This is a genomic window from Paenibacillus sp. PvP094, from assembly GCF_040546835.1.
Lineage (GTDB): Bacteria > Bacillota > Bacilli > Paenibacillales > Paenibacillaceae > Paenibacillus > Paenibacillus illinoisensis.
Window position 1 is genome coordinate 121321 of sequence record NZ_JBEPOM010000001.1, and the last position, 21564, is coordinate 142884.

Below are 21564 nucleotides of genomic sequence, written 5' to 3' on the forward strand. Positions count from 1 at the left end.
TCTGCCCGAGTATACGTCAAATTCAGGTAAATCAAAAGTAGAGGAGACGATTATGCAAAACTGGATAACCGATTTCATGGAACAATACGGCTACATAGGCATCGCACTCATTATTGCGCTCGAAAACGTATTTCCTCCCATTCCTTCGGAAATTATTTTGCCTTTTGGCGGATTTATGACAACGTACACCAGCCTCACTCTTCCAGGTGTTATCATTGCGGCTACCATCGGTTCTGTGCTGGGTGCAGTGGTTCTCTATGGTATTGGCCTGCTGATTGATGTGGAACGTCTGGAGAAAATTGTAGATCGCTGGGGACATATTCTGCGAATCAAAAAAGAAGATATCCACCGTGTTGATGCATGGTTTGACAAATATGGAATGTGGACTGTACTATTCTGCCGCATGGTGCCACTTGTTCGCAGTCTCATCTCCATTCCTGCAGGCATGTCCAATATGAAATTCGGTTTATTCGTCCTCTTCACCACAATCGGGACACTCGTCTGGAACATTATTTTGGTCTCGATTGGGGCCGCACTTGGCGCTTCTTGGGAAAATATTTTGCACTTTATGGACGTCTATTCACTGGTGGTGTATGCGCTGCTCGCCATTATCCTGGTTGGATGCGTAATATGGTGGATCAGACGTATGAAAAAACACAAATAAAAATCGCGTCTCATGCAACTGAATTGCAATCATACATTTCTCAATATAAATAAGCCTCCGTACCACAGTTTGTGGTTATGGAGGCTTTTGTTTACCTGACTTCTTGACCCATTATGCTCAGTTATCGTTGTATCGTACTTCTTGCTTCTTCAGATCAATGGCTAGTCCCGATACCACCATGTACATGCGTTCCGAGTGAGACTGCAGTGCACGATTCACCGAAGCCATTCTTGCGGCAAAAATACGCTCTTCTTCCGATGGATACAGGGAACCCTGCATTTCATTGGTAATGACCAGCAGCTTGCCCTGATAAGATAGCAAGGCATCAAGCAGCTGTTGTGTATGTAAGCGTTGTTGATCAAGATCATCCGTTGCTCTAAATCCGGCAGCCATCCACGAAGTCAGACTGTCCACAATGACAATGCGCTGATCAGCCAGAAACAGATTCGATTCCCGATTGATCTGATGAATGACTTCCGTCAGGTGATGGCCATTTCCGGCTGAAATGGCTCGATAATGAGCGGATGGCAGTTCCGGAATCACCGGATCATGATCGCCTGTGGATAAATAGATTCCTTCCCGGCTGATTTGGGCTGCATAACCTAGGGCAAACCTGGTTTTACCACTCCCTATCCCGCCAGTGACCGTAATCAGCAATCCGCTCCCCTCCTTCAGTTACCATACTTATACGCTATTCTGTCAGCGCCTTCAGCACTTTTTTGGATTCTTCAACATTGGCAGCCGATAGCGGAATGGTAGCAAACAGATTTTGGGCGGCATATTCGACATCCTTGAACATTTGCATATCTTCGAGTGGGATGCCATAGAGATGGGTTTCTTGCTTCATATCGGTGCCATTGTCTCCCTGACCATCCTCAACTAACACTCCGCCCTCAAATACACCACGCTTATACTTCTCAGGATCAAATGTATCATCCAGCGGAATATTGGAGCCATTGCTTCCGTATTGTTTCATATCTGCCTCTGGCAGAATAAAAATATCATGACTGCCTGCTGCGTATTCTACCATAATTTTCTGTACATCATACATGGCGCTTGTAATGACTTCCACTTTAGGTTCCTCACCCAGTTTTTGCTGCAGATTGGCCTGTAACTGTTCTCCGATTACGGATGGATTACCTTGATTATCAATGATAAAAATGGTAAATCCGTCTTTACCACCACATCCAGCGAGCAGAAAAATCAATGATACGAGTGCAGTTAGCCCCCAAAACCTCTTCATTCCAGTTCCCCCTTTAGTCTCCTTAGTACAATATATCACAATTGTTCCACGCAAAAAAATAGCCCTTACAAATAAGAGATTTCTTATTCCCATCAAAAAAGGAGACCCCTAGGGGTCTCCTTTAACATTCATATGGGTAACGTTTTCGTAAATATCAATTTATCTCCCTTTTATCGGGTTAGCTTTCATATATTCATTGATCTTCAGATCCAATAAACTGCTGATTTCAATCACAATCTCTGAAGTAAAGGATTTCTCCTCCATAAAAATCTGTTCCATCTTGCGACGAAGCATGTGGATCTCATCTTCCAAGGAAATGTCATGCAAAGATTCGTGATCTGGTCTCACCGACCATCGGTCGCCTTGATCGCCTTCAGCCACGTAATGCCCACGATTAGTCGGTAAATCATATTCAACACAAAACAATGCTAACCCCTCCTTGGAAAATTAGTTTCCAAATATATGAAAAACATATTTCAAATTGAAATTATATCACAATATTTTGTAAATGAAAGTTATTTTTTTCTAATTAGCAAAATGTCCACATTTCCGAAAACACCCTACTTCTTATTAACCCTCTTTTTGCAGTTTGTAAACAAAATTTCCGATTCGTTCCAAAGCTTCATTCAATTGGGTCACTGAAGTGGCATAAGAACAGCGCAAGAACCCCTCTCCCTGTGGGCCAAACACGTTACCAGGAACAGCAGCAACTTTATTTTCGGTCAGGAGACGTTCGGCAAAAAGATCAGAGTTCAGGCCCGTATTTTGAATACTCGGGAATGCATAGAAGGCTCCCTGAGGTTCATGGCAATCCAGGCCGATGTCACGGAATCCCTGTACGATAAGACGTCTGCGCTGATTGTAGGATTCGACCATGCGGTCTTTCTCTCCCAGTCCATTCGTTAGCGCCTCAAGTGCCGCGACCTGTCCCATTGCTGGAGCACACATTACGGTATACTGGTGAATTTTCAACATGGCTGCGATAAGTTCCGGATGACCGCACATGTAACCAATCCGCCAACCTGTCATGGCAAAAGCTTTGGAGAAGCCGCTCACAAGAATCGTCCGCTCCTTCATATCCGGGATCGAAGCGAAGCTGACATGTTTTTGAGTATACGTCAGTTCTGCATAGATTTCGTCAGCAATGACGATCAAGTCATGCTTTTTAATGACTTCTGCGATGGGCAGCCAGTCTTCGTACGTCATAATGGCACCGGTCGGATTGCTTGGATAACACAAAATCACCACTTTGGACTTCGGTGTGATGGATGCTTCCAGTGATTCCGCAGTCAATTTGAATTGGTCTTTGGCATACGTTTCGACACCCACAGGAATTCCTCCGCCAATTGAAGCAATTGGTGAATAGGCTACATACGAAGGCTCCGGAATGAGAATCTCATCTCCTGGCACAATTAATGCACGCAGAGCAAGGTCAATCGCTTCACTGCCGCCTACCGTAACGATAATTTCATCCTTGGGATCGTACTTGGTATCAAATTGAGAATCCAGATAATGACTGATCGCTTCTCTCAATTTGGGCATCCCAGCGTTGGATGTATAACTTGTCATACCTCTCTCGAGGGAGTATACGCAAGCTTCACGCATATGCCAAGGTGTAACAAAGTCAGGTTCTCCGACACCGAGCGTAATTATATCCTTGTTGTCACCAACCAGGTCGAAAAATTTCCGAATCCCGGATGGCGGTATCTGCTGAACCAGAGGTGCCAGATACGAGGTCATCTTCTTGTTGTTTCCTGTTGTCTGTTCATTCACTATCATGACACATCTTCCTTTACGGCGAGATCATGAGACGGTTATCTTCCTGATGGTCTTCAAAAATGATCCCGTCCTGTTTATATTTTTTAAGAATAAAATTGGTTTTGGTTGAAAGCACAGAATCAATTGGAGACAGCTTCTCCGATACAAAGTTAGCGACTTCACGCAGGTTGCCACCTTCTACTTCTACGAGCAGATCGTATGCACCTGACATAAGATAGACGGATTTCACTTGTGGATATAAATAAATGCGTTCGGCGATACCCTCAAAACCACGACCACGTTCCGGTGTGATCTGTACTTCTATCAGGGCTGTCACTTTCTCATCGTCGATTTTGCTCCAGTTAACCACCGTAGCATACTTTACAATAACGTGGTCCTGTTCGAGCTGGGCCACAGCGTTCTTGATCTTGTCTTCAGACTCCCCAAGCAGTGTAGACAGCAGCGCCGGAGACCTTCTTGCGTCTTCCTTCAGCAGATCCAGAACTTTTAATTGCAGATCGTTCAAATCTTTCATGACTTTCCCTCCAGCGTCATCCAGGTTCCTGAAAATGAATTAATACTTATATTACATGAATTTAACGTCTGTGCAAAGCTAAAAACCGCCTGCCCTCAATTCAGGCAAGCGGTGGTATGGTCTGGACAATCTATGCTTCAATCCTTATTCTCGTTTATGCTTCAACCTGTTCGCAAAAAGGTTACATGTAATAAGGGTTACCGTAATTAGGTTGATGCTGAGGCACATTAGGAGCCTGGCTATATGGACTGGAAAGGGTATTCTTTTCCTGAATGAACTGATGACATTTCTGCTGCGTTTGATGTGCAGACTGAATCGTTTTGTCCAGCTCGCTCCGAGAAGCTTTGGAAGAAGCGGAATACATGTTATTCTGCTGCATCAGGTTAAACAGTTCCCCTTGCAATCTAAGGGTATCGTTCGTCAGATCTGTAAACATTCTGCGGGTAACAGGGCAGGAAGATTCAGTCGTTGCTGTAGTATATTCACGGGAAGTTCGTCTTAAATCCGCAAGAATCGACTTCAGCAGATCCTGCTCCTGCATAAAATTTCCACCAGATGACAAAGATTGAGAGTACACGCGGTTTCCTCCTATACATTTAATATCTTGGGACTACCTAAGACTGTGTTGGTGCAAGGGACTGATGCTGCTGAAGGACATTGACGAGTGTGTTCAGATGCTGTTCATGTGAGCGTACATACTGATTCAGCGCTTGCTGGATCTGCGGGTTATGTGTGATGGAAGCTGTTGCTGCACATTGTTTGATCAGCATTTCTTCATTGGAGATCGAATCCGCAATGTAGTTCAGTTCCTTGGGGCTAAGCGCCTGCATCTGCGTATTTTGCATGTGCTTTTTTCCTCCTTAACCTAAAGTTTATGCGAATTTATTGTTACCTTGTCCTGCAAAAGTATACTTATTTAACAATCCAAACCGAGGTGATTCATAATGGAACTTATTAATGGCAATACATTCTGGCCAAGTACATTCACATCCCCATACAGTTATCCTGTTCTAGAAGGCGAGATATCTTGTGACTGTCTCATTATCGGTGGTGGTATGGGAGGAGCACTGTCCGCCAAACTATTAACCGAGAGAGGTTTGCGTACAGTCGTTATTGATAAAAGAGAAATCGGTCATGGCAGCAGTATGGCTAACACGGGACTACTGCAATACTCTAATGACAAAACGCTTACCTCCTGTATACATACCTTTGGCGAACAACGCGGGGTACGTTTTTATGAACTATGCCGTATGGCCATGCAGCAATTAGAAGAGACCGCTTCGAGTCTGGACATTGATCCATGGTATATCCCTCGTACAAGCTTGTATTGTGCAAGCCGTGAAGAGGATATGGCTCTTTTGGAAGAAGAATACCATACGCTCAAAACCCACGGCTTCGACGTTGAGCTGTGGAATCGGGACAAAATTAGTGCCCATTTCCCATTCAGCAAACCGATGGCGCTGTATACCCAAGGAGATGCCGAAGTTAACCCCTATAGGCTAGTACATGGCCTCCTTCAATCTGCTACTAAAAAGGGTGCTCAGGTGTACGAACGGACGGAGATGATCCATTGTGAATATGATGAAGAAGGTGTCCTCTGTTACACTCCGAACGGAACAATTCGCGCCAAGCAGGTTATCTTCTCTACGGGTTATGAGACCCAGGAGATCAAAAATGACCGTGGTGCATATCTGAAGAGCACTTATGCGATTGCAACCAAGCCACTAAGAGATCTTAGCAGCTGGTACAATCACAGCATGATATGGGAAACGGCTCGTCCATATTTATACATGCGCACCACACCAGATGGCAGAATTATTGCCGGAGGTCTCGATGAGGAAATTCCGCGTGAAGATCAGCGTGCAATTCGGGCCGAGCATAGGGGCGAGGATTTACTTAAAAAGGTATCTAACTATTTCCCACTTCCGGATCTGGAAATAGACTATGCCTGGGAAGCAGTATTCGGCAGCACCCATGATGGATTTCCGCTGATAGGCCCTCACCCTGAATTCCCGAACTGTTATTTTATTGAAGGATATGGGGGCAACGGGACAGTATATAGCATGATTGCTGCATCCATTCTTACGGATGTGATTACTGGGAGCCATAACGAAGACATGGAACTGTTCTCTCTAACCAGAACCACTAAACCTTCCCCCGTGTAAAATAGAAAAAGGTGCAGATCAGGAATGGCTTTCCTGATTCTGCACCTTTTTCTGTTGTGACCAAACGAATTAGGACGCTGGCTTACCCTGCTCCGGCCCTACTAACATTTTACGCATAAAGACCCAGCCGATTAATGGGAAAGCTCCCAAAACCACGATGAGCCAGGTTAACGTACGAAGTGAAGGGCCATTCATTACAATAATGATAAACACGGCAAGACCAGCTAGGCGGCCTGTCATCAGACAGAGTTCCCTTAAAACGACAAGTTCAACCCTTTTCTCCACATTTTCGCCGCTCATGCCCATCAAGTCGAATCCTGCCGCAATCATGGGAAGCATGTATAACGGCATGGCCAGTGCTGAGCCAACCCCCATAATCAAAAGCGTGCCATAGCTTACCTTCCAGATGAGAGGCAGGAGAACGAGAAATAATATAATTGCCCCCGTCAACATACCTTTCGATCTATAATGCGGTTTGAACCACTTGCCCGCCATCCAATAACTGACCAAAGCTACGGCGGATGTAATTAATGAGAACTGACCCAGCTTGTACTCCTGTTCCGTGGCTACATAAACGAGCAATGCAATTAGAAAGGCGAATACGCCCTCCCTTACACCTTGGGCAGCCAATCCTAGCCCCAGCGGTCTCCACTCGCTGCCTGATCTTGATAATTGCTGCCAGGGTTCCGACCAGCGATAGGTGCCGCTTACTTTTCTCTTTTTCAAAAAAAAGCTGAAGACAACGGCAATCACGTATATCACAAGTGACACGGTAAAAATGAGCCGATAACCCGAATTATCCGCCATCTTCGAGATAATCAATCCCGAGAACCAGGGACCAATGATTCCTGTCATGGAGCCCAACAACCCGACCCATCCATTGAACAGGTCCCTGTTCTCCCGGTCTGTAACTTCAAAGTACACCACATTAAAAGCGATCCAGAACAGACCCAGAGCACATCCGAGCAATATGCCGAGTGGCCATATCCAATCCACCGCTCTTGGTCCAGCCCACAGAACAAGCATATAAAAAATGCCAGACAATGCTGTGCCTAGACGCAGCGCACTCATTTTATTATGTTCTTTGACCCATTTACCGGCTAACCAGAATGTCAATCCAAGTGCAAGCTGTTGACTTACTGTAAACCATCCCAGCATCGCATAGTCCGGACGACTCTTCCATAGATATACATTCAGAAACGTCCCCGACAAAGCTCCGGCTAACACAAACAATCCATTCACGCCCAGAAGCAGAATGGATTGTCGGCCCAGAGATATCTTCATCTGCTCCCTCCTTATTCCGCTTGAAGTCAGCGCTTCGCGGCAAGTCTCAGGGTTAACGTACCCCAAGCAGAGGAAAAACATGACGAATCTCAGGAATATTTCATTTTAATGGAGTGGAAATTACTTCTTGGCGCTCAGATTTTGAATCAGGCGCAGACGATCATCTTCAGACAAACTATATTGAACTTGGAAACAGCCGGAGCAGACATACATTTGTACTGTAAATGGTGCATCCAGCAGGGAATCTGTTCTTGAAACCGCGTTAGCTACAGGAGTGAATGTGTCCTTCGTGGACGTTTGTGTACCTGCGAGAATCATGAATTCACGGCAATGTGGACATTCCGGTACTTCTTCCTGCAGATCCAGCTGTTTCTCCACACCTTCTTCATATAGGATTAGATCATTTCCATCGTCCGCATATTTGGTTAGTGTTCGCAGTTCAGGCAATTTCAGTTCGACTTCATCTCCCCACAATGCCGTGAGGTCAGTGGTTTGATCGCTGTCCTGAGCATCATCAACATCGTAAATATCGCCGGCCTCATCTTCGTCCTCTTCTTCTCCAATGTTGATGTTCAGCGTACGATAACCCTTCAGTTCATTGTGACAATAGGGACACTCTTCTTCAGGGCCCAATTCCTCATCCCATACAATCTCGGTGTGACACCACGGACATACTGTTGTTTCCAATTGAATCAACCTTTCTTTTATACAGTCTTATTGTCAGGTGTTCATGACGTATATAACACCGATAGCAAAAAACACAATAGAAGCCGCAAACAAAATTCGGATCAATATCTTCATGCCAGGTCCCCCTACATGATGCTCGCGCCGATGACAAATGACAACGAGACAGAAATAATCATGGATATCAAGCCCACTGCCCGGTTATCTCGCTCAATTTCCTTGTCAATGGAGAATACCGGTGTCAGAAACTCAAACAGAAAGTAAGCAATAAGCAGTAGAGCAAAGCCTACAAACGACCATGTCATGGCTTCATAGACAGAAGACTTGGCTTGTATGCAGAATCGAAGCACATTACAGATCCCGAAGATCTTGCCTCCCGTAGCCATGGCAACAGCTACATTGCCTTTCTTGATCTCATCCCAACATTTGTATTTGGTTACCAGTTCAAAACAAGCCAGAAATACAAGCAGCTCCATTATGGCTACTGAGAAAAAACCGAGTACCATCCCCAAGGGATGAGACAGCAATTGGTCAATCGTCCCTTTCACTCACTGTTCCCCTTCCCTGTTCCACTGCCCCTCTCACCACGCAGTGGAACACTGTTGTTTCAAGGTCCGGCTATTCCAATTCTGCAACAGTTACGCCGTTTCCGCCTTCTCCGTAATTGCCCAGCCGGTAACTTTTAATATGTTTATGCTTACGCAGATAATCCTGAATACCGGATCGCAAAATTCCAGTCCCTTTACCGTGAATAATATAAATCTGACCCAGATTCGCCAGGAAGGCTTCATCGATAAAACGGTCCGTCTCCATCAATGCTTCCTCCAGATTGGTTCCTCGCAGATCCAGTTCACTCTTCACGTTGTCATCACGTGTACGCTTCATGCCAGTGACCGGTTTCTGCTTAGGCTTGGCTTCTGGCGCAGATTGCTTCAGTTCCAGATCATCCAGGGATACTTTCATTTTCATAATCCCCAGCTGTACTACTGCTTCTTTGCTGCCCGATAATTCCACGACATGCCCTTTTTGGTTCAAGCTGTACACATGCACTTCATCCCCTGGGCCGATCGCCCGGGTTTTTGGTGCTGATCCAGTACGCTTCACTGTCTTTTTACGTCTCTCCGGTTCAGCTTCATCCAGCTGTTTGCGGGCAGCAATCAGCTTATGCTCTTTCACGGATGCGCCTTCCTCCATCGCGAGCTGACGAAGATCCGCTATAATTTTCTCTGCTTCGGCTCTCGCCTTGTCCACAATGTTACGGGCGTCTTCCTCTGCTTTTTCAATCCGGCGTTCACGCTGCTGTTCCAGCTTCTCCAGCTCGGACTGATGACGGCTGCGCAGTTTCTCCATATCCTGACGCAGTCGCTCTGCATTTTCCCGTTCCTGTTCGGCTGTAAGCCGGTTTTCTTCCAGGGAAGCAATCATGTGTTCCACACGCTGATCCTCTTCCTTCACTTCGCCACGGGCGTAGTCCAAAATGTATCCTGGCAAACCAAGGCGCTCGGCGATCGCAAACGCGTTGCTTCGTCCCGGAACACCTACGAGTAGACGATAGGTCGGGCTTAGCGTATTCACGTCGAACTCCATGCTGGCGTTAATGACACCTTTACGTTCATAAGCATAAGCTTTCAGCTCACTGTAGTGTGTTGTCGCTACCATGCGGCATCCTGTCTGATGCATATGTTCCAGAATGGAGATTGCCAGTGCCGATCCTTCGGCAGGATCCGTTCCTGCACCCAGCTCGTCAAGCAGCACCAGACTTTTGGTAGTCATATTTTTCAGAATTCGGATAATGTTCGTCATATGGCTGGAGAACGTACTTAGATTTTGCTCAATGCTCTGCTCGTCCCCAATGTCGGCATAGATTGCGTCAAATACACAGAGCTGACTACCATCTTCAGCAGGAACGAACAAGCCGGACATCGCCATCAGGCTTAATAATCCAATCGTTTTGAGTGTTACTGTTTTACCACCCGTATTCGGCCCCGTCACAATAATGGATGTATAATCATTGCCCAGTTCAATGTCTGTCGGCACCACGTTTTCAATAGCAATCAGCGGGTGGCGGCCTTTTTTGAGCTTAATAAACCCACGATCATTCATGCGCGGCAAGGTGGCTTTTAATTCACGGGCATGCCGTGCTTTGGCGAAGATAAAGTCCAGGGAGCCCAGCAAATCGACATCATACAACAGCCACTCACCCTGCTCACTGACAAGTGCTGTCAATTTCTGCAAAATCACTTCAATTTCGCGTTCTTCCCGGATTCGGGTCTCACGCAATTTATTGTTCATCGCTACAATGGACTCTGGTTCGATAAACAGCGTGGCTCCTGAACCGGACTGATCGTGTACGATCCCGCCGAAGTAAGAACGATATTCCGCTTTTACCGGGATAACGAATCGGTCTCCACGAATGGTGATCAGCTGATCCTGAAGCATTTTGGATACGGTCGAGGAACGAATCATGGAATCCAGTTTCTCACGGATTCTGGCTTCTCCCCCGCGCAGCTCACGTCGGATCTGGGCCAAAGTTACACTGGCACTATCCGCCACTTCTGCATTGTCATCAATACAGACGCGAATCGCGTCTTCAAGTGCTTTTTGCTCCGACAGCTGATCGCTGATAAAGAACAGGGACTCAATCTTCTCATCTTCGTGAAGAGCGGCAATCTGACGTTTCAAACGGCGAGCAGCCAAGGTTGTATTGGAAATCCCGAGAAGTTCATGCGGATTCAGGGTTCCTCCAATTTCGGCCCGTTTCACGGATGCCGTGATGTCCACAATGCCTCCAAAAGAAGGCGACCCTTTCAGACGATCAAAAGTGAAGGCTTCATCGGTCTGCTGGAGCAGCCGTTTTACTTCTTCCAGTTCACTGATGGGTTCCAGTTGTTCCGCTTTTTTCTTACCCATGGTTGTTTGGGCATAGCTTTGCAATGTATTTAAAATTTTGCGGTATTCCAGTGTGTGTAAAATTTTCGTGTCCAAGTGTACAACTCCTTCCAAACTATATCTGTATTATAACGAAAGAAACTTTACTGCGCTATTTAACGAATCCTTCCACACATAAGTTCTGACATCATGCCGCAAACTACAGGTGTCAGGATTTTGCAACCTCTCCATGTGTGATGGTTCCAAATGCATAATCCGATCTGAACTTAAAGGAGGTAAACACGTTGAACTTCTTGGGACATGTCGTACGTTTTATCATCGCTGCAATCGTATTGATGGTTGTCAGCTGGATCGTTCCTGGATTTGCTGTCGGTGGTTTCTGGAGCGCTCTGCTGCTCGCTCTGGTTATTGCGCTGCTCGGCTGGATCATTGAAGGCGTCTTTGGCAAAAGGGTCACTCCTTTTGGCCGCGGAATCGTCGGCTTCATTGTCAGTGCATTGGTGATCTGGCTTGGTCAATATATTGTTGACCATGTCGAAGTTAGTTTGCTTGGCGCTATTCTTGCTGCGTTGGTGATTGGGATTATCGATTTGTTCATTCCGGTATCCACACCTTTTGAAGCAGGACGAAGCTCCAAGAATAACTAAGAAGCACCTAATAATGCAACTGCATGCAACACCTGCGATTCTTCCTTAAACCTCTGATGGCCATATGCCAGATGAGGTTTTTTCATTTCCATAACCTCTCAGCCGTCCCTCAAGATTAGAGAGAGAACCTTACTAACTAATCTTCAAAAAAACGACATAGCCTTCATGTACAAGCCTTACCATTTTGCGGTATGATGACTTGAGAAATGATTAAAATTTCATCTATATCATGCTTAAGGAGGCTCATGATGAAAAAGACTATGGCTTGGCTTGCAGCCTGCATGTTAATTCTGGTTCTCGCCGCTTGCGGAGGAAGCAAACAATCAGCAGATTCGGGCAGCAGCGGTGAATCCGATGCAGACGTAACCGCTAGCGAGCAACTCGTCATTAAAGCGAGCAACTATGAATTTGACCAACCGGAATACCATCTTAAAAAAGGGGTCCCCGTTAACATTGTTTACGAAAACGCTAATGGTAATCATGGCATTCTCGTTCCTGAGCTGAATCTTCAGCTGGACACCAGAAACAGCTCTAAAGTTATTACCCCTGACAAGGTTGGAGAATTCGAGATGTCCTGCTCCGTGTTCTGTGGAAGTGGACATAGCAGCATGATCTCCAAGATTATTGTCGAAGAATAAGTCCCAAGACAATGAGCCCCCGTAACGACGGGAGCTCTTTCTGTATTATAACAAATTGTACAATCGTACGATGCCCATGATTTTAATTATGATCTGATGCCCTTAGGTCTGATCCTGTTCAATCAATTCGATCCATTCGTTATATTCCGTCTGCAATTTCGTATATTCATCCCGCAGCTGGCGATACTCCATGTTCAGCTGCTCTGCCTTCTCCTGCTCCATTTCGCGTTCAACCTGCAGCAGTCTAAGCTGATTCGCAGCGAGTTCGTAGCGCTCACCAATCTCCAGCAGTTCATTTTCCATCGTTTGTTTCTCTTCTATGGCTTCGTTACGGAGCTTATCGAGCTGCTCACGCTCCTGTTCTAGCGCCTCTACCTTTTCAACACTGGCGGCACTTTCCTTCTGCCAAGCATTCAATTCATTCTCAAGCAGGTTCCAGCGTTCCTGCCAGGATTGCTCCTGTACGGCCCATTCATCTGCACGACGCTGCCAGACCTGGTCCTGCTGCTCGGCTTGTTCCACACGAGAGAGTAACCTGGTTTCCCGCTCCTTTAACTCATCCAGTTGTAATATAAGCTCTGCCTGTTTTGCAGACAATTCTTCATGCTTAATCTGCCATTCAAGTGCTTCTTCCTCTGTCTGTGCAAGCAAGTTTCTTTGTTCTGCGATTTGCTCAGTTAGCTTGGCAGCATGCTCGCCGGATGTTGCAATTGCTTGTTCCAGTGCCTGCTTTTCCTGATCCAATTCAGTAAGCTTGCGTGTGTGATTTTCCTCCCGCTGCAATGCATCCCCATAATCGTTGCGGATTTGTGTATAGGATTCCTGAAGTTGGTTTAGCTCTTCACGGATCCGGTTCAGCTCCTCTTCAAGCTGTTCGCGCTCCTGCTGCACACGACTTGCCTGCTCGTTATAGCGATTCGCTTCTTCTCTGTACCCACGAGCTTCTTCCTTAACCACGGTTAATTCATCATGAAGGGACTGTACACCAGACTCCAATGTTTCATTCTGTTCTGCTGCCTCAAGCACCTGAGTCTCCAGCTCTCCCATTTCGACAAGGCGCTGTTCGGCCAGGTCTTTCCATGATTTTTCGCTTTCGGTAAGTGTGCTGATTTCATTTTGCAGCGTTCGTACGGCAGCATGAGCCTGCTCCAGAACTTTCTGCAATCTTCGTTGTTCATTCTCGGACTTCTCTTCGGCTTCACGAAGCTTCTGAATATCTTTTTCAAGCAGTCCATGCTGCTCCTGAACTTTCCGAAGCTGTGCTGCAAGGGAAGTTTCTCTCTCCACCGTCTCGTTGTATTGTTGTTTCCATTCCTGCTCCGTTTCACGAGACTTTTGTAAAGCGATTTCCGTTTCACGCAGCTGCTCTTGGAGCTGGGTACTGTCTTCCTTCAGCTGCCCCAACTGCTGTTCAAGTTCCGTTATGCGACGAGCCTGAACTTCCTGATCCTGTTTGCGCTGCGCTTGTTCCTTGCGCAATGCATCATGCTCAGCGCGTTCCTGCTGTAGCTGCTGTTCCTGATCAGCAGCCACTTCCTGTGCCTCTTCAAGCTGCTTGCGTATATCCTTAAGCTGGTTCTCAATTTCCGCTACACGACCCTCAGCTTGTGTGCGCTCGTTTTCCAGCTGCTGCAGCAGTTTCCCACGTTCTTCCTGTAGTTTGGCCTCAGCATTAGCTGCGGCTTCGGTGAACTGAGAAGCTGCCTCGGCTTTTACTTGTTGTAATTGCTCCTCATAGGCTGCTTCTTTTTCCATCCATTCCAATTCGGCCTGCTCTGAAGATTCGTGGAAATCGGCTTTTAGCTTTTCGATCTCTGTTAAGTGTTCCTCTTTCGTTTGTTGTAGCTGTGATGCCTGCTCTTCCTGGACCTTGCCAAGCTGGAATCTTAATTGCTCTTCTGCCTGCTGCTTCGCCTCTTGCAAGCGCTGATCCGTTTGGGATTGAAGTTCACGGTATTGAAGCTCAGCCTCTTCCTGAACCTTCTTCAATTGACTCTCAGCCTGTTCCAATTCGGACAAAATCGCAGCCTCGGCTTCTTCTTTGGCTGCCTGCACCTGCTGTGCTGCCTTTGCCTCGATTTTCTGGCGTTCTGCGACAGCACGACTCTCCGCTTCCTTCATCTGGGCTGCTGTTTTATCCTGCAGTTCCTTGTACTGTCCTGCTGCCTTCGCCTGGCTCTGCTGTAACTCAGCTGCAGCACGTGCTTGTACTTCTTTTAGTTGGGCTGCTGTCTTATCTTGCAGTTCCTTGTATTGTCCCGCTGACTTCGCCTGGCTCTGCTGTAACTCGGCTGCAGCACGTGCTTGTACTTCCTTCAGCTCTGCAGCTGCCTGTGCCTGAGCCTGCTTAAGCTGGTTGGCCGCCTTCTCTTCTGCTTCTTTCAAGCGCATTTTCATCTTCTCTTCGGCTTCCTTCAGCTGCGCAGCAGTCTGCGACTGCAGCTTTTGTTCACGGGCTGCAGCCTGACTTCGTTCCTGTTCAAGCAATGATTGCAGCTTGTTTACTTCATCCTGCTTCTCGGATTGCAGCTTCGCCATGGCCTGCTCTGCCTCAGTCTTCTGCTTGGTCGCTTCAGCCAGCGCCTGGTCACGACGCTCCAGCTCCTTCTGATGTTCACTTTGAATGGCATTCAGCCTGTTCAATTCATTTCGAAGTTCTGTCCGTTCACCAGTCAGCATTTTCAGTTCATTACGGATCTCCTGGGTCTGAAGAGACTGTTCAGCCATATGTACAGCCGCCAGTACCGCAATACGCGGGGTATCCAGACGGGAATGGTTCTTGGAAATTGCGCTCATGCGCTCATCCACCAGATTAGCTACTTGTTTCATATAGTCGGCACTGCTGCCAACCAGTTTATAGGAAGTCCCGTAGATCTCTACGGTGACGCGTGTACGATCAGGTGTAGTCACAATTGTGCCCTCCTTCAAGTCTGTATGTTGATTCTAAGCTGTAATGACAAAAAAGTCACATCGATCCTCTAATGCTAAGGATTCGATGTGACTTCAAGCAATTCCTGCTAATTGTTGTTCAAAAAATTGGCTTCTGTTCTATTTGCGCAATTCTGCTCCGAATTGCTCCTCCAGACGGGCAACCACACGAGCATGAACCTCTGTGATTTCCTCGTCCGTCAGTGTACGCTCGCGGTTGCGATACACAAGCGCCATGGCCACACTCTTCTTGTCTTCACCCAGTTTGCTGCCTGTGAACACATCGAATACCTGTACGGTTTGCAGCAGCTCTCCTGCAGCCTCACGAATCGAGCTGAGCATAGCTCCTGCTTCAATGTCTTTACTTACGACTACGGCAATATCGCGTTCAACAGCCGGGAAACGCGGAAGCTCACGGTAACGGATATCCACGTCTGCTTCACTATAGATTGTCTCAAGAGCAATCTCTGCGATATACACATCGTTCAGATCATATTGTTGTTGAAGTTCAGGATGCAATTGACCCATGGTACCGATCAATTTACCTTCACCGCCGTCCTTCCCTTCCAAATACACGGAGGCAGAACGTCCTGGATGGAACCCTTCCGGACTGTTTGCAACAAGACGAATGCGTTGTTCCAATCCAACATAGGAGAACAGGTTCTCAAGCGCACCTTTTAGATCGAAGAAGTCCACTTTTTCTACCCCTACATTCCACTGCTGAGCGGCACGGTTACCTGTAAGCAGTAAGCTCAGGACCGGAATTTCATACGGCTGCTTCGTCAGCTTTTCTTCTTCGGTGAAGAACACGCTGCCCACTTCGAATACAGCAAGTGAATCCTGCTTCCGGTTCATATTATACACTGCTGCATCTAGCATTTGCGGCAGAACGCTTGTGCGTAGCACGCTGCGATCCTCACTCATAGGCATAGCCAGCTTCACCGCCTTGCTTCCTGCAGTCAATGCCGGGAACAAGGATGCTTTATCCGGATGTACAAAGGAGTAGCTAATCATTTCCTGCCACCCGCTGCCTGCGAGCAGTCCACGAATGGTACGGCGCATTGCCTGTGAGCGTGTGTAGGCTCCTGGTGTTGTCGGTCCTTCAATTAATGTGGTTGGAATGTTGTCGTATCCATACAAACGGGCAATTTCTTCAAAGAGATCTACGTCGCGAGTAATATCGCCTCTGCGCGTTGGTACTTCCACATCAAGCAATCCTTGTTCAGCATCGCCGCATGCAAAGTGCAGACGAGCAAAAATGGTTTTCACCTCAAGCAGTGAAAGGTCGGTTCCCAGATAACGGTTCAGTCTGTCGAGTGACAGCTGGATAACAACCTTCTCTGCCACCTCGGCTCCAGCTTCCACAATTCCCTGATGTACTTGGCCTTCAGCATAGCGCTGAATCAATTCAGCCGCACGGTCCAGTGCCGTGATAACAGCCCCCGGATCAACTTCCTTCTCAAAACGCATGCTAGCTTCGGAACGCAGCCCCAATTGGCGCGACGTTTTCCGAACCGTTCCGCCGTCGAACTTGGCGGACTCGAGCAGCAGATTGACTGTGCCTTCCGATACCTCGGAATTCTCGCCACCCATAACACCCGCAATGGCTACCGGTTTCACGCTATCGGTAATCAGCAGCATATGCGGTTCCAGCTTACGCTCCTGACCATCCAGGGTCACGATCGTTTCGCCTTCCTTAGCCATGCGTACTTCAATATGACCTTTTTCCAGTTTATCTGCATCAAAGGCGTGCAGCGGTTGACCGTACTCCAGCATGACATAGTTCGTGATATCCACGATATTGTTAATTGGACGAACACCAGCCGCCATTAGACGGTTTTGCATCCAGAGCGGAGAAGCTCCCAGTTTGATACCCGTTACATAACGGGCAGCATAGTGACTGCATTGTTCCTGCGCCGTGATTTCCACCGAGATATGATCGGCAGCAGCATCACCGACTTCAACCAGCTGTTCTTTCGGATTAGGCAGCTTCACTTCACGACCCAGTATGGCGCCAACTTCATAAGCTGCACCGCGCATGCTCAGACAGTCGGAACGGTTTGGTGTCAGATCCAGTTCAAGCACATGATCGTCCAGACCAAGCACCTGGCTGATTGGTGTGCCGATTTCCGTTTGCTCCGGCAGGACAAGAATGCCTTCCTGCTGATCTTTAGGAAGCAACTTGTCGTTCATGCCGAGCTCTTTTGCAGAGCAGATCATGCCAAGTGAAACGACGCCGCGCAGCTTGGCTTTTTTGATATCCAAACCGCCAGGTAGCTTCGCTCCAACCAGGGCTACGGCTACCTTTTGACCCGCATCCACATTTTTCGCACCACATACGATCTGAAGATCCTCTTCCTGACCGGCGTCAATGATGCATACGTTCAGTTTGTCCGCATCCGGGTGCTTCTCCTTGCTCTTCACATACCCTACAACCACTTTGTTTACGCCCTGGTTGCGGTTCTCCACTACATCGATTTCGATCCCTGCACGTGTAATTTTCTCTGCCAGTTCCTGTGGCGTCACACCTTCAAGGGCAATATAATCAGACAGCCAATCTGTCGATACTCTCATGGACGTTCACTTCCTTAATCTATAAATTGGTTTAGCTAAATTTCCTTTAGCGCTTGCTTATCGTAAAGTTTACAGCCGTCCGAATTGCTTCAGGAATGCCATATCACTGTTATAGAAATGACGAATGTCATCGATACCGTACTTCAGCATGGCGATACGTTCTACCCCCATACCAAACGCGAAACCGCTGTACTTCTCGGGATCATATCCACCCATTTCCAGCACCTTCGGATGAACCATTCCGCCGCCCAGAATTTCAAGCCATCCGGTTTGTTTACATACTCGGCAGCCGCTGCCGCCGCATTGTACACAAGTTACATCCACTTCAGCACTTGGCTCGGTGAACGGGAAGAAGCTTGGACGCAGACGAATTTCAGTGTGAGCACCGAACATTTCACGCACAAATTGCAGCAGTGTACCCTTCAAGTCGCTCATGCGAATGTTTTCGCTGATGACCAAACCTTCAACCTGATTGAACTGGAAGGAATGCGTAGCATCGTCATCATCACGGCGGTATACTTTACCCGGGCAAATGACTTTGACAGGTACTTCCCCTTTCATGCTTTGCATGGTGCGTACTTGCACCGGAGACGTATGGGTACGCATCAACAGGTCTTCTGTTACATAGAAGGAATCCTGCATGTCGCGCGCCGGGTGATTCTTCGGCAGGTTCAGTGCTTCAAAATTGTAGTAATCCATTTCCACCTCAGGACCTTCCGCTACGCGATATCCCATGCCGATGAAAATATCTTCGATTTCCTGTACCACTTTGGTCAGTGGATGCAGACCGCCTTGACGTCCACGACGTCCTGGCAAGGTGACATCAATGGTCTCGGACTGAAGACGCTTCGCCGTCTCTTCCTTCTGGAACTGCTCCTGCTTGCTGTCGATGACTTCCTCAATGGCGCCGCGAACGTCGTTGGCCACTTGCCCGATTACGGGACGTTCCTCTGCACTAAGTGCACCCATGCCACGCAAAATTTCAGTCAATGCACCCTTTTTCCCCAAATACTTCACACGCAGATCACCAAGCGTCTGCGGATCGTTCACGCCGGACAATTGTTCCAGCGCTTCAATCTTCAATGCTTCTAAACGTTCTTTCATGTGTAATTGCCCCCTTTATGTGGTGTTATTGCAACAAAAAAAGGCCTTTTCTCCCCAAAAGGGACGAAAAGACCGTGGTACCACCCTTGTTAGACATCCGGTGCTGACTGGCCCTTCCGGCCTGCAACACGTCTGTCTCACTCTGTACGGAATAACGACCGTTAACCGTTTGCCCCTACTGCTGAGCCTCAGCAATTGCTGCCAAGTCAAGTTCAGGGAACCGCTTCGGAGTGAATTTCGGCAGCCTTGTTCTACAGAAACGCTCTCAATCTACGGCGCTTCCTCCCTGTCCAGAGGCACTGCTTACTTGTCTCCATCATCACGTTTGTTAATGAATCAAACCTATATCGACGTATTTATCGATGATCGTTCATAATTATATGCAAATTCAATCGAAATAGCAAGCCAGTCAACCATCTAATTTTTTGCTCGCATCCTTCCGCCTAAGTTGGATTAACCGCTCTTGAATGTCTCGGATCTCAGCGGCTTCCGCAGCACGCTCTTCAGCAGCTTCCGGATGGGCAAGGATATCTATGCTCGCATCGCTCATGGGAGATAACAGTTCGGACAGTCGCATTTCCAGGCGTAATCGTTCATCATCCGATTCCCGCTGGCCAAGTGAAGAATCTCGGAGTTTTCTCGACTCTTCCCAATCCAGAACTCCTCCTTCAAATACCGTAACCTTCCCTCCTTGCTCCAGATCAAGCAAGCGATTGGCCAGCATTTTTGTCAGCATTCGGTCATGAGACACAAGTACCAGAGCGCCCGAAGCCTGTTTTAACACATTCTCCATCACTTCCTGGGTATCAATATCCAGATAGTTTGTCGGCTCATCCAGAACCAGCAAGTTCGCACCGCCAAAGTATAATCTCAAAAATGCAACCCTGCATTTCTCTCCCATACTCAGGTTCCCGATGCGTTTGAATACATCCTCTCTGGTAAAAAGAAAACATCCCAGAATCGTTCGGGCAGCACTCTGAGTCATGGATGGGAGACTGAGCAAGCTGTCCAGCAGCGTCTGATTCTCGGGAAGTCCCTCAAGCTCTTGAGAGAAGTAACCGATCTTCAGCTTTGGATGCCTTCTCACCACCCCCTGCTCTGGTTCAAGTTCACCAATCATCAGCTTCAGCAGGGTCGTTTTCCCCGTACCATTCGGTCCACGTACGGCAAGCCGGTCCCCTCGTCCGACGGCAATTCCCAGATTGTGAAATAACGGATGTCCCTCCGGATATGCGAAGCTGACGTTTCTCATTTCAAGCAGCTGGCGTGCCGCTAACGTGTCAACTTGCAATTCCATGTTTAGCTTGACTGCATCGCGAGGTTTCTCTACCCGCTCATTTTCTAGCCGTTCCAACTGTTTCTGTTTTGCATGGTAACGTGAAATGTTTTTGTTGGCTTTGGCTTTGTAAAAGCTCTGAGTGATCTTAACCTCCACGTCCGTTGCTGAATTGTGGGCCTTATGGAACCACTCCTGATAATTGCGAATGGTTTCTTCAAGCGCTTTGCGCTCCAGTTCCTGTTTGCGGTATAGGGTTTCCTGTTCTCGCCGTTCCCTCTCCTTATGAACTTTATAGTCAGAATATCCACCTTTATATTTGGTCAGCGTTTGCGGATTAAATTCAATGACACCTGTTGCTACCTGATCAATAAAGGTCCGGTCATGTGAAACAAAGAGCAGCGTGCCGGTGTAATTGGATAGCCACTCTTCGAGCCATCGCATGCTGTCTTCATCCAGATGATTCGTCGGTTCATCCAAAATAAGAAATTGGGGTTTGCTGACCAGCAGTCCTGCCAGCCTTGCCTTGGTTTTTTGTCCACCACTCAAGGAATGATAGGATCTGTTCCAGTGCTCCGAGCTTAAACCCAGACGGGTCAACACCTTTTCCACCTCGGTCTCCCACATGTAGCCGTTCAGCTGCTCATATTGCTCCATCACTACGGTATAGGCTTCAAGCAGCCGCTGCTCATCTTCACTCCCGCTCATGCCCATACGCCGTTCCAGTTCTTCCAACTCACATTTCACTTCATAGATCCGGCCACTTTCCTTCCGTACTGCATCCAGTACCTTCATATCGGGGTCAATTAGAGAACGTTGACGCATGAATCCCCACTCCTTCTGCGGGACGTGGCGCTCAATATGTCCGCCTCCCTCCTCTTCCCCTAAAATGATGCGTAACAATGTGGTTTTCCCGCATCCATTGCGACCGAGAATCGCAAGCCGCTCACCTTCGTTAATTTCCAGATTTAATCCTGCAAACAATTCCATCCCGTTCCATTCTTTTGATACTTCATGTAGGCGTACCAATGTCATCATAAGACTTCATCCTTCCTGCGCTAAAAAATCAAATTCATCCCGAGCTTCTTCGAGATGATATCGTTAATCTCGATCACGCAGAGCTGCCTTGGCTCGCAGGAAACCTTAGACATCATTTCCTGAACAAAAAAACCGCT

At 47.5% G+C, this 21564-nt stretch carries 19 protein-coding genes; 4 read left to right on the top strand and 15 right to left on the bottom strand.

The window, feature by feature from the left end; genetic code table 11:
• Positions 1-52: 52 nt before the first annotated feature.
• Positions 53-664 carry a DedA family protein gene (locus ABIC22_RS00605; protein WP_127539423.1) on the top strand — a complete coding sequence of 204 codons (612 nt, stop codon included), beginning with the start codon at positions 53-55 and terminating at the stop codon, positions 662-664.
• A 117-nt stretch (positions 665-781) separates the two neighbouring features.
• Here ABIC22_RS00605 and ABIC22_RS00610 read toward each other — a convergent pair whose 3' ends face one another.
• The 7 genes from ABIC22_RS00610 to ABIC22_RS00640 all read right to left on the bottom strand — a co-directional run bounded on the left by ABIC22_RS00610 (position 782) and on the right by ABIC22_RS00640 (position 5045).
• Positions 782-1321 carry a bifunctional adenosylcobinamide kinase/adenosylcobinamide-phosphate guanylyltransferase gene (locus tag ABIC22_RS00610; RefSeq protein WP_354477148.1) on the bottom strand — a complete coding sequence of 180 codons (540 nt, stop codon included), beginning with the start codon at positions 1319-1321 and terminating at the stop codon, positions 782-784.
• Between the two features lie 34 nt (positions 1322-1355).
• Complete coding sequence (locus ABIC22_RS00615; protein ID WP_127539421.1) at positions 1356-1907, bottom strand: type 2 periplasmic-binding domain-containing protein; 552 nt, start codon at positions 1905-1907, stop codon at positions 1356-1358.
• Between the two features lie 159 nt (positions 1908-2066).
• Positions 2067-2288, bottom strand: a complete 222-nt coding sequence (locus tag ABIC22_RS00620) for an aspartyl-phosphate phosphatase Spo0E family protein (protein WP_307721001.1) — start codon at positions 2286-2288, stop codon at positions 2067-2069.
• Between the two features lie 189 nt (positions 2289-2477).
• On the bottom strand, positions 2478-3686 hold the full coding sequence (locus ABIC22_RS00625; RefSeq protein WP_354477151.1) for an aminotransferase class I/II-fold pyridoxal phosphate-dependent enzyme: 1209 nt from the start codon (positions 3684-3686) through the stop codon (positions 2478-2480).
• 13 nt (positions 3687-3699) lie between these two features.
• Complete coding sequence (locus ABIC22_RS00630) at positions 3700-4200, bottom strand: Lrp/AsnC family transcriptional regulator (protein WP_095288304.1); 501 nt, start codon at positions 4198-4200, stop codon at positions 3700-3702.
• 181 nt (positions 4201-4381) lie between these two features.
• Positions 4382-4777, bottom strand: a complete 396-nt coding sequence (locus ABIC22_RS00635) for a spore coat protein (RefSeq protein WP_354477154.1) — start codon at positions 4775-4777, stop codon at positions 4382-4384.
• A gap of 37 nt (positions 4778-4814) precedes the next feature.
• On the bottom strand, positions 4815-5045 hold the full coding sequence (locus ABIC22_RS00640; protein ID WP_127539417.1) for a hypothetical protein: 231 nt from the start codon (positions 5043-5045) through the stop codon (positions 4815-4817).
• 99 nt (positions 5046-5144) lie between these two features.
• On the opposite strand from ABIC22_RS00640, the gene ABIC22_RS00645 reads away from it, so the two are divergent.
• Positions 5145-6365: an NAD(P)/FAD-dependent oxidoreductase gene (locus ABIC22_RS00645; RefSeq protein WP_354477157.1), complete on the top strand. Its 1221-nt coding sequence runs from the start codon at positions 5145-5147 to the stop codon at positions 6363-6365.
• A 69-nt stretch (positions 6366-6434) separates the two neighbouring features.
• Here the strand turns inward: ABIC22_RS00645 and ABIC22_RS00650 are convergent, their stop codons facing one another.
• The 4 genes from ABIC22_RS00650 to ABIC22_RS00665 all read right to left on the bottom strand — a co-directional run bounded on the left by ABIC22_RS00650 (position 6435) and on the right by ABIC22_RS00665 (position 11318).
• Positions 6435-7649 carry an MFS transporter gene (locus ABIC22_RS00650; RefSeq protein WP_354477160.1) on the bottom strand — a complete coding sequence of 405 codons (1215 nt, stop codon included), beginning with the start codon at positions 7647-7649 and terminating at the stop codon, positions 6435-6437.
• Between the two features lie 120 nt (positions 7650-7769).
• Positions 7770-8336, bottom strand: a complete 567-nt coding sequence (locus ABIC22_RS00655; RefSeq protein ID WP_127539414.1) for a hypothetical protein — start codon at positions 8334-8336, stop codon at positions 7770-7772.
• Between the two features lie 125 nt (positions 8337-8461).
• A complete protein-coding gene (locus ABIC22_RS00660; RefSeq protein WP_164764308.1) occupies positions 8462-8881 on the bottom strand; it encodes a DUF350 domain-containing protein in 420 nt (139 codons plus the stop codon).
• Between the two features lie 70 nt (positions 8882-8951).
• Positions 8952-11318, bottom strand: coding sequence for an endonuclease MutS2 (locus ABIC22_RS00665; protein ID WP_153977687.1), 2367 nt, complete (start codon positions 11316-11318; stop codon positions 8952-8954).
• 188 nt (positions 11319-11506) lie between these two features.
• On the opposite strand from ABIC22_RS00665, the gene ABIC22_RS00670 reads away from it, so the two are divergent.
• Complete coding sequence (locus ABIC22_RS00670; RefSeq protein ID WP_127539412.1) at positions 11507-11869, top strand: phage holin family protein; 363 nt, start codon at positions 11507-11509, stop codon at positions 11867-11869.
• A 248-nt stretch (positions 11870-12117) separates the two neighbouring features.
• Positions 12118-12507, top strand: a complete 390-nt coding sequence (locus ABIC22_RS00675) for a cytochrome C oxidase subunit II (protein ID WP_354477165.1) — start codon at positions 12118-12120, stop codon at positions 12505-12507.
• A gap of 102 nt (positions 12508-12609) precedes the next feature.
• On the opposite strand, the gene ABIC22_RS00680 is transcribed toward ABIC22_RS00675, so the two are convergent.
• From ABIC22_RS00680 to abc-f, 4 genes are all read right to left on the bottom strand, one after another.
• The gene (locus tag ABIC22_RS00680; RefSeq protein WP_354477168.1) at positions 12610-15417 is read right to left on the bottom strand and encodes a hypothetical protein; all 2808 of its coding nucleotides are present in this window, start codon (positions 15415-15417) and stop codon (positions 12610-12612) included.
• A 138-nt stretch (positions 15418-15555) separates the two neighbouring features.
• Complete coding sequence (gene pheT / locus ABIC22_RS00685) at positions 15556-18009, bottom strand: phenylalanine--tRNA ligase subunit beta (protein ID WP_354477171.1); 2454 nt, start codon at positions 18007-18009, stop codon at positions 15556-15558.
• 69 nt (positions 18010-18078) lie between these two features.
• Positions 18079-19113 carry a phenylalanine--tRNA ligase subunit alpha gene (pheS, locus tag ABIC22_RS00690; protein ID WP_095288315.1) on the bottom strand — a complete coding sequence of 345 codons (1035 nt, stop codon included), beginning with the start codon at positions 19111-19113 and terminating at the stop codon, positions 18079-18081.
• A 409-nt stretch (positions 19114-19522) separates the two neighbouring features.
• Positions 19523-21427: a ribosomal protection-like ABC-F family protein gene (abc-f, locus tag ABIC22_RS00695; RefSeq protein ID WP_354477174.1), complete on the bottom strand. Its 1905-nt coding sequence runs from the start codon at positions 21425-21427 to the stop codon at positions 19523-19525.
• Positions 21428-21564: the final 137 nt, after the last annotated feature.

Bases quoted from the DNA above. Each gene is read 5' to 3' on its own strand.
- ABIC22_RS00605 (WP_127539423.1), top strand. From the start codon at position 53: ATGCAAAACTGGATAACCGATTTCATGGAACAATACGGCTACATAGGC.
- ABIC22_RS00615 (WP_127539421.1), bottom strand. From the start codon at position 1,907: ATGAAGAGGTTTTGGGGGCTAACTGCACTCGTATCATTGATTTTTCTG.
- ABIC22_RS00625 (WP_354477151.1), bottom strand. From the start codon at position 3,686: ATGATAGTGAATGAACAGACAACAGGAAACAACAAGAAGATGACCTCG.
- ABIC22_RS00630 (WP_095288304.1), bottom strand. From the start codon at position 4,200: ATGAAAGATTTGAACGATCTGCAATTAAAAGTTCTGGATCTGCTGAAG.
- ABIC22_RS00640 (WP_127539417.1), bottom strand. From the start codon at position 5,045: ATGCAAAATACGCAGATGCAGGCGCTTAGCCCCAAGGAACTGAACTAC.
- ABIC22_RS00645 (WP_354477157.1), top strand. From the start codon at position 5,145: ATGGAACTTATTAATGGCAATACATTCTGGCCAAGTACATTCACATCC.
- ABIC22_RS00650 (WP_354477160.1), bottom strand. From the start codon at position 7,649: ATGAAGATATCTCTGGGCCGACAATCCATTCTGCTTCTGGGCGTGAAT.
- ABIC22_RS00675 (WP_354477165.1), top strand. From the start codon at position 12,118: ATGAAAAAGACTATGGCTTGGCTTGCAGCCTGCATGTTAATTCTGGTT.
- pheT (WP_354477171.1), bottom strand. From the start codon at position 18,009: ATGAGAGTATCGACAGATTGGCTGTCTGATTATATTGCCCTTGAAGGT.
- pheS (WP_095288315.1), bottom strand. From the start codon at position 19,113: ATGAAAGAACGTTTAGAAGCATTGAAGATTGAAGCGCTGGAACAATTG.
- abc-f (WP_354477174.1), bottom strand. From the start codon at position 21,427: ATGATGACATTGGTACGCCTACATGAAGTATCAAAAGAATGGAACGGG.